Raw genomic sequence first — 13,409 nt, 5'->3', positions numbered from 1 at the left:
AAATTGGTGTCTGTAATTTTTGTGCAAATTTTCCCAGGAAAGCGCTGCCATCGCCAAATTATTATTATTTCTAATCAATATTTAATGTTTTAATTGCTGAAGAACAACGTTTGCCGGCCCTAAAATTTGTTTTAAGCCCTGCTGAGTTGCGGCACTGGTATTAAGCCATCGGCTGGCGGGCTCCAACATTTTAACATCCGTCTCCGGGTAATAGAGGAGGACCGGAACTCGCCCGCGGTGTTGGGCCATGAACTGGTGGAGTGCTTTTAATATTGCCGGCTGGTTCTTCACCGGGTTGATTCGCAGCACCCACCGGGCATGGGGGATGAATTGCTGACGGACTTGCTTTGCGTCCCGAATCGTCTTAGCAATTACTTGTAAGCCGTGACCGGGACGTTCCTCACCGTGACCAGTGATCACCAGCACCTGGTTCTTGGTAAGCAGTTGCTGGTATTCCTGGTACTGGCGGGGAAAGACTGTGATATCGACCAGTCCACTCTCGTCTGAAGCCGTGATAAAGGCCATCTGCCGGTGGTCCTTCTTGGTGTAAATTGTCTTGACCCGGTTGACAAAAACAATCAGGGTCACCGGTTGACCAGGTTGAACCGCCTTAACCGGCGTGACGTTTAACCGCTGCGCCAGGTCGCGGTACTGACTGACCGGGTGACCTGACAGGTAAACCCCCAGGTATTCATTTTCCTTGGCTAACCGGGTCGTCAACGGAAACTCGGCTTGGCGACTAATCGAGGACTGGAGGCTTGGGTCTGCGGCAAAATCACCGAGCATCCCCAACAGTTCGATTCCTGACAACAGCTTGGGCAAGCTGGCAATCATTTCCGCCCGGTTATAGCCCAGGCCATCAAAGGCCCCGACATAAATTAAGGGGGCAATTAATTCCTCCTTTTGCCACTTACTCGGCAGGCGGTTAATAAAATTGCGGATGTCCGTAAAGGGGCCGTTTTGGGTGCGCTCCTCAAGGAAGTCGCCAACGAAGTCACGGCGGACCCCCTTAATGGCACTAAAGCCAAAGTATATCTCCTGGTCCTTGATGGTAAAGTCCTGCTGACTCACGTTGATCTTGGGCCCGTTAACCTTCACGCCCATCTTTTGGGCATTGGTAATGTGCTGGCGAAGTTTGGCCACGTTCCCCTCCGCATTCATCAGGGCGGTGTAAAATTCTGCGGGATAGTGACATTTAAGGTAGGCCATCTCAAAGGCAAGTTTGGAATAGGCAACCGCGTGGGACCGGTTAAAACCATAGTTGGCAAAGCGGTCGATGTAGTCAAACACCTGGCTTGCTAGTTCCTGACGGTAACCCTTCTTTTCAGCGCCAGCCATGAACTTAGTCCGCATGCCCGCCATCGTTTGCTTTTTCTTCTTGCTCATTGCCCGCCGCAGCAGGTCGGCCTCACCAAGGGTAAAGCCCGCCATTGCGGAAGCCAGCTGCATTACCTGTTCCTGATAGACCAGGATTCCATAGGTGGGTCCCAAGATGGGTTGCAGGGCATTATCAGGGAGCTTAACCGCCTCTTGACCGTGTTTTCTGGCAATAAAGTGGGCGATATTTTCCATCGGTCCCGGGCGGTAGAGGGCGTTTACCGCTACGATGTCTTCAAAGCAATCCGGATGGAGGCTAACTAAGACGTTGCGAATCCCGGCCGATTCGAACTGGAAGACCCCGTCCGTCATTCCCCGTTGGAACAGATGAATCGTCGCCTGGTCATCCAATCGTACCTCTGCCAGGCTAAAGTTCGGCTGGCGCTTTTTAATTAACTTAATTGTGTCATCCATGATTGACAGGTTGCGCAGGCCCAAGAAGTCCATCTTCAATAGCCCGAGGGCCTCCACCGTATCCTTAGGGAACTGGGTCATCAAAAGGCCGTCGCTCCCCGCTTGCAGGGGGACAATTTCATGCAACGGTTCTTCGGAAAGAACAATCCCGGCCGCGTGTGTTGAATAGTGGCGGGGAAGGCCCTCCAGTTTCTGGGCCACGTCAAAGAGCAACTTTATCTTCGGCTGGTCAGTTAACAGGTTACGCAACCGCTGCGACTCCGCAACTGCCTGTTGCAGGCTAAAGTGTAAGCTCTTTGGTAAAGTTGCCATGACCGTCGTCAATTCGTACTGGGTCAAGCCAAAGACCCGGCTGACGTCACGAATAACCTGCTTGGCCGCAAGCGTCCCAAAAGTAATAATCTGGGCGACCCGCTGGTGACCATACTTATGGTGGACATACTGGAGAACCTCTCCCCGGCGGTTGTCGGGAATGTCCAGGTCAATATCGGGCATCTGGGCCCGTTCCGGGTTCAGGAACCGTTCAAAGAGCAAGTGGTACTCTAACGGGTCAACCTCGGTAATGGCCAAGGCATAGGCCACTAGGGACCCCGCCGCTGACCCCCGCCCGGGATCGGTCGTTATTTTGGCCTGGTGGGCAAAGTTCATTACATCCCAGATAATCAGGAAGTAATCATCAAAGCCCATCTGGTGAATTACCTTCAGTTCCCGGTCCAGCCGCCGCTGGTAGTCGGCGGCTGTGAAGCCGTTAGCGACGGGGCGCTTTTTTAACCCGGCAAGGCACAGGTCCCGCAAATATTTCCCCGCCCTTTCACCATCTGGAGTTGGGAAATGCGGTAAGACCGGCGACTTAAACTGCATGGTAACGTCACACTGAGCAGCAATCCGACTCGTTTCCGCAACTGCGTCCTGCAGGCCAGCACGCTGGTAGTCAGCAATCACCTGTTTTTGGGGCGGCAGGAAGTTCCCCCCCACCTCCTTGGATTGGTCGGCAAGGTCCTTCAGCTGGGCCCCCTGGCCAATTGCCTGGAGGACTTTGGTAGCAAAAAGGTCTGTTGGGTTCAGATAGTCAACCGGGGCAGTGGCCACCAGTGATATGCTGTTTTCGCGGGCAAAATCGCTTAACGCGGCCCGCTCAACACTGTCTAAGCTAAGGTTAACCCCCAGATAGAAATTATTTTGGGCAATTGGTTCTTGAAATTCATCCAGCCAACTGTTTCCCTGACGGAGGAGGCCGAATACCCCCACCTGGACTGGGACCAGGACGATGAGGTCCCCTAAGTACTTGCTAATGGTAGCCAGGGAGAGTGGTAACTGCTCGCGGTCCCTTGTTTGGTGGATTGTCGAAATATCCATCAGGTTTTGATACCCAAGCTGGCTCTTGGCCAGTAGGGTGAGCTGCAGGCGGGTCTGGTTAATATCCGCCAGGTGCACTGTCAGCTCGAGGCCGATCAGGGGCTTAATTCCGGCCTGTTTGGCGGCGTTATAAAACTCAACGGCCCCATACAAAATATTTTCATCGGTCAAAGCCAATGCCGAATAGCCGCGCTCTTTAGCGGCCTGAACCAGATCATTAATCTGGATGGGACTGTTTAAAAGACTGTAACTACTGTGCACCTGTAATGGTACGTAATCCACGATGGCCACTCCTTTCCTGAGAAAATTATAACAAAAGTTCGCCTTCCTGGTGACTTTTTACCCCTGTGTTTCTCTCCTAATTGTGCTAAAATAAGGTTTATACAGAGGGGATGAAATTCATGAAGACCTTATCAAAGAACATTATTGCTGCACTGTGGGGACTGATCCTCGCTGAAGTGTTAGCATACATCACTTCCCAACTTGAAGGGATGACACCTGACTACAAGTTAATGGCAATCATCGGTGCCGTCATGGCCATCATCGCCGTTAACTGTGTAAATGCCATTACCGGCAAGGCTGACCCTGCTAAACAAGAAAAGTAAAAATCAGCTTTTATTAAAAATAAGGGACCACGAACATTGTGGTCCCTTATTTTTTCGTAAAAAACGATTACTGGTGGTCAGCTAGGTTCAATTCGTTGATCTTGAGCAAGACATCTAGTGCCCGTTCCATCGTTTGTAGGGATACATACTCATAGCGACTATGCATGTTTTCGCCCCCCGCAAAGAGGTTCGGCGTCGGCAGGCCCATGTAAGAAATTGTCGACCCGTCAGTTCCACCCCGCACTGGGTAGATATCAGGCTTAATGTCGAGCTCTTCCATTGCCCGCTTAGCAAGGTCGACCACGTCCATGTGGTCCTTTAAGGCATCCTTGAGGTTGTAATACTGGTCATAAAGTTTCATCGTGATCCGCTTCTCGCCAAGCTCAGTATTCAGGCCATCGACGATTCTTTGCAAAAGGTGCTTGCGCTCTTCAAAGGTCTGCCGGTCATGGTCACGAATCAAGTAGGTCATTGAGGCATGGTCAACGGTGCCATTGAACTTGTAAAGGTGGAAGAAGCCCTCCCGCCCCGCTGTTCTTTCAGCCCGTTCGTGCCTTGGCAAGCTGTCATGGAGGTCAATTGCTACCTGGATAGCGTTGACCATCGTTCCCTTGGCCACCGCCGTATGAACGTCCTTTCCGGCGATTTCAATTTCCGCCTGGGCGGCATTAAAAGTTTCGTATTCAAGCTCGCCAAATGGTCCCGCGTCAACGGTGTAGGCAAAGTCCGCCCCGAAGTCGTCCACATCAAAGTGGTCGGCGCCAGTGCCGATTTCCTCATCTGGACCCAGACCAATCTTGATCTCACCATGCTTAACTTCCGGATGCGCCTGGAAGTAAGCGGCCATCGTGACGATCTCGGCCACTCCGGACTTATCATCAGCACCAAGGAGGGTTGAGCCATCAGTGGTAATCAGGGTATCACCCTGGTACTTCTTCAGCGAAGGGAAGTCGGCCACCGTTAACTGGTACTTGCCATCCTGGTCTAACTGGATATCTGAATGGCCATCATAGTCTTTTACAATCTGCGGATTCACATTGTGGGCATTAAAGTCGGCCGTGTCAACGTGGGAAATAAAGCCAACTACCGGAACATCCTGATCAACGTTGCTTGGAATAGTTCCCATCAAATAAGAACTCTGCTGGTTGATGTGGACATTTTCAACCCCCAAGTCCCGCAGCTCACCCGCCAATTCATTCAAAAAAGCCGTTTCTTTAGGGTCTGACGGAATAGTTGACGACGCCGGATTGGAACGGGTCTCGGTTTTGACATACTTTAAGAAGCGGTCTAGTAGGCCATCATATTTTTCAACAGGCATAGAAAAAGTCCTCCTTACTGGTTAACGATAAAGGTAAACGGGTCGGTATTGATGGTATTTTCACAGATATCAAATTCCCAACCGTTTTCCTCTTGCCACTGCTTAAACAGGCGGGCAAGTTGGTGTTCACAAATTGCTTCAATGTGGTGACCAGGGTCAACCACAGTTAGGTGATTAGCAATCATATCATGCGCAAAGTGGTAGCTAACATCCCCGGTTACGTAAGCATCCGCCCCCGCTTGAACAGCCTGCTCATAGAAGTCCTGACCGGCACCACCCAAAACGGCGACCCGGTGGATTGGCTTTTCGGCATCAGCAGGGTTGGTAATCAAGCGGAGACCAGGGACCTTGAAAAGCCGCTGACAAAATTCGGCAAACTCACGCGCATTCATTGCCCCGTTGATGGTGCCCACCCGGCCCATTCCAACGGGTTCCTTGCTTACCGGGTCACTACCGGCCGGCACCAATGGTTGGCAATTAGTCAGGCCCAGCTTAGTTGCCAGCCAATCATTCATCCCACCGTTGGCAGTATCCAGGTTAGTGTGCGCCGCGTAAACCGTGATATGGTTAGCAAGGATTTTGGCGTACATTGCATTTTGGGGGTTACGCGTGTCCAAGTCCTTAGCAGGATGAAACATCACTGGGTGGTGGGCAAAAATAAAGTCAACCCCTTTTCTGACGGCCTCATCAACCGTTTCGGGGCGTACATCCAAAGTCGTCATTAGCCGATGAATGGCCTGGTCCGGATCCCCAATCTGCAAGCCGACATGGTCCCAGTTCTCCGCCAGTGCCGGGCTGGCAAATCTTTCAAAGCGTTTGATTAAGTCTGTTCCCTTAGTCATCCTGAATAGCCTCCTTTACCATTGTTAATTGCTTCTTCAGCTGGTTAATCTTCGCTTGTGGTGGCTGCTTTGCCCCCGCCATCTGCTGAAGGACCCCGTTCTGGCGTTGCTGGTATTCTTGCCACTTTTGCTTGAAGATGGGTCCCTTCTTTTCCAAAAGGAAGGGGCCAAACATTAGCTCATACTCACTGTAAGTGAAGGGAACCACCGACGGCTCCGCCACAATGATTTCGTAGATGTGGTCATCTTCTTCAATTAACCGTTCGTCCATAATCTGGTAGCTATTTTTTAAGAGCCACTGCCGCAACCGGTATTCACCAACGTTCGGCTGTAAGATTAGGCGCTTAACACCTGCTAATTGGGCCCGTCCCTTTTCCAGGATGTCCGCAATCAAAGCGCCGCCCATCCCCGCAATTACAACCGTATCGACCTTATCTGTTGGCCGAATTGCAGCTAAACCATTGGCAAGACGGGGAATAATTGTCTTTGTCAGACCATTTTCGGTAATTTCCTTAACCATGTTGTCATAGGGGCCGTTAGCAACCTCACCGGCAACCGCAAATTGAATTCGCCCTGATAGGGCCAAAGCCGCTGGGAGGTAGGCATGGTCCGACCCAATGTCGGCTATTCGGGCACCCTGGGGAACAAATGCCGCCACCTGGGTGAGCCGTTTTGAAAGGTGTTTCTCGTCCACGTTATCATTTCCTTTTTTCTTATTCACTTACCAGTATACCAAAAGGATCAGCGGACTTGAACAAGGTAGTCAGTCACCAATATAAAAGCACTTAGGGTCCTGGGCCAAAACGGCCAGGTCCTAAGTGCTTTTCTTCTTGTTAATTTTTAGCTAAGTTGCTTAACGTATTCACTGATTCGCCGTAATGCTTCCTTGATATCTTCATCGGATGAAGCATATGAGAGACGGATATAGCCTTGTCCACCAGCACCAAAAGCACTACCAGGTGTAACCCCCACCTTGGCTTCCTTAGCCAGGTTCCGAGCAAACTTTTCATCATCCATTCCGAAGAACTGCGGAATCTTAGCAAAGATGTAGAAGGCCCCCTGGGGAGTTGCCATTTCAAAGCCCGCCTTGGTTAGCCCGGCAATGATCATGTCCCGGCGCCGCTGGTATGCCTTCCGGAAGGCAATTGGGTCATCCAGACCGTTCGTGAGGGCTTCGGCAGCCGCTACCTGGGTGTTATCCGTAACCGTGGTAACCAGGTATTCGTGCATCTGCAAAATCTTCTTCGCAATCTTTGCTGGAGCGGCAACATAACCAATCCGATAACCGGTCATCGCGTGTGACTTTGAGAGTCCGGAGATCAGAATCGTCCGTTCTGGAATAATTGATGCGATTGAATAGTGCTGGACATCGTAAACTAGCTCGCTATATATTTCGTCCGCAATTACGTAGAGGTGGTGCTTGGCAATTACCTTTGCTAACCCCTCCAAGACTTCCTTTGGATATTCGCGGCCAGTTGGGTTAGTTGGGTAATTCAGCAAGACTGCCTTGACACCGTCACCCTCCTTTTCGAGCGTCTTTTCTAACCGTTCGGGGGTCAGGACAAAATTATCAGCAGAGGTGTCAACTTGGACCCCGGTGGCGCCCGTCATTGAAATCAACGGGAAGTAAAGGGCAAAGGTTGGGGTAGGAACGATTACCTTATCACCAGTATTGAAGAGCGCAAAGAAGGTCGAGTCGAGGGCCTCAGTTGCCCCCACCGTAACCACGACTTCATCATCCGGATTGTAGTTTACCTGGCGTGTCTTTTGGATATAGTTACTAATCGCCTGGAGCAGTTCCGGCTTACCGGCCTGCGGTGCATAGTGGGAATCGTTATTTTCAATACTCTTAATGGCCGCCTGCTTAACGTGTTCCGGGACGTTGAAATCGGGTTCCCCGATGGTCAACTTAATAATTCCCGGAATCTTAGAGACTTCCTTATTGAATGCCCGAATCCCCGAGGGCTTCAAAGCATTCAACTTATGACTAACGGTACCATAAAGATCTGATGATAATTCAGGCATATTCGTTCTCCTTTTGTACAAACAAACTATAAACAACTTGCTTTAATTCTATTATTATGTGAAAAATGCGTCAAGGATTTTCTAACAATATTTTAATCTTATTTTAAAAATAAAATAAGCCTTCAGTTTAGAGAAAAGATCTGTAAACTGAAGGCTTATCTGTGCCCACCCAATAGTGTTTTTAGCTATTTAGGCACCTGTTCAATTGTTTTACGTATATATTAACTAGGACGGCTTATTCCAAGAAGTCCTTGAGTTGCTTAGAACGTGATGGGTGGCGAAGCTTCCGCAGGGCCTTGGCTTCAATCTGCCGAATCCGTTCACGAGTGACACCAAAGACCTTCCCTACTTCTTCGAGGGTCCGGGTCCGGCCATCATCAAGGCCAAACCGCAGCCGTAAGACGTTTTCTTCACGGTCAGTTAACGTATCCAAGACGTTTTCCAACTGTTTTTTCATCATTTCGTAAGCGGCATGGTCAGCCGGGCTTGTGGCATCTTGGTCTTCAATAAAGTCACCCAGGTGGGAATCGTCCTCTTCACCAATTGGTGTTTCCAATGAAACCGGTTCTTGGGCAATCTTAAGGATGTTCCGGACCTTTTCGGTTGGCATGTCCATCTCAGCACCAATTTCCTCCGGTATTGGTTCCCGGCCAAGGTCCTGGAGCAGTTGCCGTTGGATCCGAATCAGCTTATTAATGGTTTCAACCATGTGGACAGGAATCCGAATTGTCCGGGCTTGGTCAGCAATTGCCCGGGTAATCGCCTGCCGAATCCACCAAGTTGCGTAGGTTGAGAACTTGAATCCCCGCCGGTAGTCAAACTTTTCAACGGCCTTCATCAGCCCCATGTTACCTTCTTGAATCAGGTCAAGGAACTGCATCCCCCGGCCAACGTAACGCTTGGCAATGGAAACCACCAGCCGGAGGTTTGCCTCAGCCAGTTCCTGCTTGGCAACCTCATCTCCCTGCTCAATCCGCAGGGCCAGTTGAACTTCCTCGTCCGCCGTTAAGAGGTTGACCCGGCCAATTTCCTTGAGGTACATCCGGACAGGGTCATTGATCTTAACCCCGGTTGGCGCAGAAGTATCCTTCATTGCCTTCTGTGACAGCTTTTCCGTTGCCTTAAGTGCCCGGGGATCAGGGTCACCGTTTTCGTCAACCACACTGATACCGGCATCCTCGACATTTTGCAACAGGTTATCGATACCATCGGCGTTCAGCTCGTATGGTTTTGCCAGCTTTTCTGTTAATTCGTCATAGCGGATTTCCTTTTTCTTCTTGTACTGACGAATCAGCTTCCCAACAGCAGTATCGTATTCTTGTTGGTCAAAATCATCACTGTTTGAAATAACAAGATTCTTTTTCTTACTCTTTGCCATATTAATTAGTCTCCTCTGCTTTATACTGTTGCTGCTTTTTCAATAGGCCAACTAACTTAACCGTTAGCTGCATCACCAACTCATTATTGTTCAAAGTATTAGCTTCCTTCAGCTTTCTTTGTACCTGGTCAATTTGTGTGGCGAGCGGCGTCTGGTGCATGATGATCCGCACACAATCGTCAATTACCGGCATCTTAATTACCGGGTTGACATTCAACTGCTCGATCAAACTGAGGGTGTTGCGCAGGTCATCCTCGTTCAGGTAGTTCAAGAAGTCCGCCACCGAATAGTCCCCATGCTCCGTAAAATAGCTTGCTGCTAACAGGTACAGTGTCTGATAACGTTCATGAACAAAATGAAAGTCATCTTCCGCCGTAACGTGCGCCCACACCTCTTGGCTATGAAGCATGTAATACAGGAGCATTCGTTCGGCCAGTTCCGTCCGACTGACTGCCTTTTCCGACTCCTGGCTTGCGGGCTGGGCGTACTCTTGGCGTGATACCACCCGCTGTTGGTAACTCTGTCCCGGTGTTTGCGGATGAATCCCCAGTTCTTCCGACAGCTGGGTCAGCTGACTCTTGAGCGCCGCCTTATCAAGGGAAAATTCATCAGCAAGCCGTCCCAAGTACATATCTTGTTCAACCGGCGATGTTACCTTCGCAATCACCTTTAACGACTGGTCAAGGTAATTGATCAACTCACTCTGTTGGCCTAAGTTACGGTCATTACGGAAGAAGCGCAGGTAAAAGTCAACCACCGTTTCTTCGTGCTGGCTGAGGTACTGCTTAAACTTCTCACCACCATATTTTTGGACGTACTCGTCGGGATCAATTCCCGCCGGCAGTTGGACAATCCTGGTGACCATATTGCCGGTAGCTTCCTGGTCAACCAACTTAATTGCCCGGTCAATCGCATTTTGCCCCGCGCTATCACCATCATAACAAATATCAAGCTGGGGCGTTGACCGCTGGATAATGGCCACCTGTTCCTCAGTAAAACTGGTCCCCATTGAGGCAATCCCGTTTAAGACACCGGCACCGTATGCTGAGATGACGTCCATAAAACCTTCAAACAGGTACATCTTGCCCGTTTGCTTTGCATCCTTACGGGCAACGTCAAGGTTAAAAAGCGTCCGCCGTTTATTAAAGATTGGGGTTTCCGGACTGTTCAAGTACTTTGGCAGGTCATTGTTTGCAGTACTGAGTAGGCGCCCAGAAAAGGCAATTACTTGCCCCCGCTGGTTTTTTATCGGGTAAATCACCCGGTCAACAAAGCGGTCGTGTAGTTCCCCCACCTGGTCCTCCGTAAACAATCCCGACTTACGGAGAATCTGGTAGTCAATCTTTTGCTGGTCACAAAATGCCTTCAATACCCGTTGCTCCGGAGCATAACCAAGCTGGAACTGTTCCACCAGGTCATCGGTCATTCCCCGTCGTTTGAGGTAGGCCCGGGCAACAGCGCCAGCAGGGGTATTAACCAGAATGTGGTGGTAGAGCTGGGCGGCCTTTTGGTGCAGGGCGATCAATTGGCCAGCCTCACTATTAGCAAATTGGGAAGTGGCCTGACCGGTTGACTCTTGGTACTGCTGTGGCAGGTCAATTCCGCTGTCCTTGGCAATTTTTTGCACCGCCTCAACAAAGCCAATATGCAGGTAATCCATTAGAAATTGGAAAACATTTCCGCTTCGTCCACAGCCAAAACAGTGGTAGTACTGCTTCTCTTCGTTCACTGAGAACGACGGGGTCTGCTCCTCATGAAAGGGGCATAGGCCGGTAAAGCTCTTCCCCGCTTTTTTTAACTGAACGTACCGCCCAATTACGTCAACAATATCAACCGAATTACGTACCCGATCGATTGTATCACGTGGTATGCGCGCCATTGAACCACCCCACTTGATTAATCTGCGTACAGTAACGAAAGGTCGCAACCATACGGAATGCGACCCTCCTCTACTTATCAACACATAATTCACTTAATATATATGATACCACAAGTCAGCGGTAAAACAATCAAAAAGCTTACTTAACAATTAAATCGTTTAGGTTCCCCATAACGCCAGCAAGCCGGGCGAGAATCCCCAGCTGAGTGAGCCGGTTGTTACGGATATCTTCGTTCTTGTCCATAATCATGTTCTCGTCAAAGTAACTGGTAATCACTGGTTCTAAGGAACGTAATGCAGCAAAGTTCTCCGCAACCGTCCGGTCTTTAGCCTGCTTTTCCAGGTCATTAACCGCATCATAAAGCTTTTGTTCGGACGGGTTTTCAAATAGTTCAGGGTTAACCTGGGCAGCTGAACCTTGGTTACCCTTCTTGGCGATGCGCAGGACCCGGGTCAGAGCCTCAATGGCGGCCTTAAAGTCACCATCATCCTTATGCTCATCAATTGCCTGGGCCGCCGCAAAGATGTTCGCCAGGTCATTAACCTTCGTATCACTAACGGTATCAATGATATCGTGACGAAGTTTCCGTTCGCTCAGCGCCTGCTTGACCCGATCTAAGAAGAATTGACGAACAGCATCGGCATTCTTTGAAAGGTCAAAACTAGTCTTAATGTTAGCCGCAGCAAGGGCTTTGATAATGGCTGCTTGGATGCCGAGCAATGGCAAGTGCCAATTCCGGTCATTAATGATCCGCACAATTCCAAATGCCTGACGACGCAGAGCATACGGGTCGTTTGAACCAGAAGGAATCATCCCCACTGCAAAGAAGCTCAAGATGCTATCAAGCTTATCGGCAATTGCAAGGACAGCTCCTAACTTGGTCTGTGGTAGCTCACCCTCAGCAGAAATTGGCATATAGTGTTCCCGAATAGCAGTTGCAACGTCGTCCTTTTCGCCGAAGAGTTTAGCATAGATTTCACCCATTACCCCTTGAAGTTCGGCAAACTCGCCGACCATTTGGGTGGTCAGATCAAACTTGTAGATATGGGCAGCACGGTCAAGGTCCGCCAGCTCATCATCCGTTAAGTTAAGCCGCTTGCCAATTAACTGTGCAATCACGGCTGTCCGCTGCATCTTGTCGTACATCGAACTAATCTTGTCATGGAAGCTAACCCGCTTCAGGCGGTCAACGTACTGGTCAATCGTCAGCTTTTGGTCTTCCTCGTAGAAGAACTTAGCATCTTCAAGTCGCGGAACCAGGACCCGTTCATTCCCCTTGATGATGTTTTCTAGGTATTCCTTGTTCCCGTTCCGGACGGCAATGAAGTTTGGCAAGAGGTTACCGTCATGGTCGCGAAGGTAGAAGAACCGCTGGTTATCCTTCATGGAAGTAATCAGGACCTCATCTGGCAGCACCAGGTACTTCTTATCAAAGGATCCCGCAAAAGCAGTTGGCCATTCCACCAGGTTGTTAACCTCTTCCAAGAGGTCTGGATCCTTATCAATTACCCAGTCGTGTTCTTCAACAATGGCATCAATTTGGTCATTAATTACCTGCTTACGCTTAACTGGGTCAACGATTACGTAATCCTTGTACAGGGCATCGACATAATCAGTGGCCTTTTGTAATTCGATGTCATGCCCTAAGAAACGGTGTCCCCAGGTGGTCCGACCAGCCTCAACATCAAGAATCTTAAACGGGACCACCTGGTCATTAAGCAGGGAAACCAACCACCGAATTGGGCGAATAAATTGTAGGTTGTGGTAACCCCACTTCATCAGTGTTGGGAAGGTCATTGCGGTAATCACGTCTGGTAAGCCCTTCAGCACTTCGGCAACTGGCTTTCCGGCAATGTGCTTTTCAACAAAGACGTATTCAACACCCTTGACGTCCTTAAATTCGATGTCATCAACGCTGGCCCCTTGGCCCCGGGTAAAACCGATTGCCGCCTTCGTCCAGTTACCATCAGCATCCTGAGCAATCTTCTTAGCAGGGCCCTTGACGGATTCATCAACATCTGGTTGCTTGTCGCTAAGGCCACTGATTAAAAGGGCCAGCCGCCGTGGGGTTGCATATTCTTGAATGTCATCAAATGAAATCCGTTGTTCCTTCAGGTAATCAGCTACCCGCTGGTGAAGTTGCTTAATACTTGGCGTAACAACATGCGCAGGCATTTCTTCAACGCCCACTTCTAGTAAATATGAATTAGCCAT

The 13,409-nt window shown here is 49.8% G+C and carries 9 protein-coding genes; 1 reads left to right on the top strand and 8 read right to left on the bottom strand.

The features are described from left to right. Positions 1–81 precede the first annotated feature (81 nt). Positions 82–3,429 (bottom strand): DNA polymerase III subunit alpha, encoded by a 3,348-nt coding sequence (gene dnaE, locus QOS01_RS00715; protein ID WP_283620651.1) that lies wholly within the window; start codon positions 3,427–3,429, stop codon positions 82–84. 119 nt (positions 3,430–3,548) lie between these two features. Between dnaE and QOS01_RS00710 the strand changes: the two genes are divergently transcribed. Continuing rightward, positions 3,549–3,752 carry a DUF2929 family protein gene (locus QOS01_RS00710; protein WP_047770015.1) on the top strand — a complete coding sequence of 68 codons (204 nt, stop codon included), beginning with the start codon at positions 3,549–3,551 and terminating at the stop codon, positions 3,750–3,752. A 67-nt stretch (positions 3,753–3,819) separates the two neighbouring features. Here the strand turns inward: QOS01_RS00710 and pepT are convergent, their stop codons facing one another. The 7 genes from pepT to glyS all read right to left on the bottom strand — a co-directional run bounded on the left by pepT (position 3,820) and on the right by glyS (position 13,409). Further along, positions 3,820–5,070: a peptidase T gene (pepT, locus tag QOS01_RS00705; RefSeq protein WP_283620650.1), complete on the bottom strand. Its 1,251-nt coding sequence runs from the start codon at positions 5,068–5,070 to the stop codon at positions 3,820–3,822. Between the two features lie 14 nt (positions 5,071–5,084). Further along, entirely contained in the window at positions 5,085–5,912 is an 828-nt protein-coding gene (locus tag QOS01_RS00700) for a Nif3-like dinuclear metal center hexameric protein (RefSeq protein WP_283620649.1), read from the bottom strand. Next, the gene (locus tag QOS01_RS00695) at positions 5,905–6,606 is read right to left on the bottom strand and encodes a tRNA (adenine(22)-N(1))-methyltransferase (RefSeq protein WP_283620648.1); all 702 of its coding nucleotides are present in this window, start codon (positions 6,604–6,606) and stop codon (positions 5,905–5,907) included. The genes QOS01_RS00700 and QOS01_RS00695 overlap by 8 nt, the downstream gene beginning before the upstream one ends. A gap of 146 nt (positions 6,607–6,752) precedes the next feature. Next, a complete protein-coding gene (locus QOS01_RS00690; RefSeq protein ID WP_283620647.1) occupies positions 6,753–7,937 on the bottom strand; it encodes an aminotransferase class I/II-fold pyridoxal phosphate-dependent enzyme in 1,185 nt (394 codons plus the stop codon). A 235-nt stretch (positions 7,938–8,172) separates the two neighbouring features. Further along, positions 8,173–9,315, bottom strand: coding sequence for an RNA polymerase sigma factor RpoD (gene rpoD, locus QOS01_RS00685; RefSeq protein ID WP_283620646.1), 1,143 nt, complete (start codon positions 9,313–9,315; stop codon positions 8,173–8,175). 1 nt (position 9,316) lies between these two features. Next, positions 9,317–11,194 (bottom strand): DNA primase, encoded by a 1,878-nt coding sequence (gene dnaG, locus QOS01_RS00680; protein WP_283620645.1) that lies wholly within the window; start codon positions 11,192–11,194, stop codon positions 9,317–9,319. 139 nt (positions 11,195–11,333) lie between these two features. Next, positions 11,334–13,409 carry a glycine--tRNA ligase subunit beta gene (gene glyS, locus QOS01_RS00675; RefSeq protein WP_283620644.1) on the bottom strand — a complete coding sequence of 692 codons (2,076 nt, stop codon included), beginning with the start codon at positions 13,407–13,409 and terminating at the stop codon, positions 11,334–11,336.

Source organism: Limosilactobacillus avium (genome assembly GCF_947381485.1).
GTDB classification, from domain to species: Bacteria; Bacillota; Bacilli; order Lactobacillales; family Lactobacillaceae; genus Limosilactobacillus; species Limosilactobacillus avium.
The sequence above is the reverse complement of the archived record's forward strand: the minus strand, read 5'-3'. Positions and strand labels throughout refer to the sequence as shown.

Bases quoted from the DNA above. Each gene is read 5' to 3' on its own strand.
- QOS01_RS00710 (WP_047770015.1), top strand. From the start codon at position 3,549: ATGAAGACCTTATCAAAGAACATTATTGCTGCACTGTGGGGACTGATC.
- QOS01_RS00700 (WP_283620649.1), bottom strand. From the start codon at position 5,912: ATGACTAAGGGAACAGACTTAATCAAACGCTTTGAAAGATTTGCCAGC.
- pepT (WP_283620650.1), bottom strand. From the start codon at position 5,070: ATGCCTGTTGAAAAATATGATGGCCTACTAGACCGCTTCTTAAAGTAT.
- rpoD (WP_283620646.1), bottom strand. From the start codon at position 9,315: ATGGCAAAGAGTAAGAAAAAGAATCTTGTTATTTCAAACAGTGATGAT.
- glyS (WP_283620644.1), bottom strand. From the start codon at position 13,409: ATGGCTAATTCATATTTACTAGAAGTGGGCGTTGAAGAAATGCCTGCG.
- QOS01_RS00690 (WP_283620647.1), bottom strand. From the start codon at position 7,937: ATGCCTGAATTATCATCAGATCTTTATGGTACCGTTAGTCATAAGTTG.
- dnaG (WP_283620645.1), bottom strand. From the start codon at position 11,194: ATGGCGCGCATACCACGTGATACAATCGATCGGGTACGTAATTCGGTT.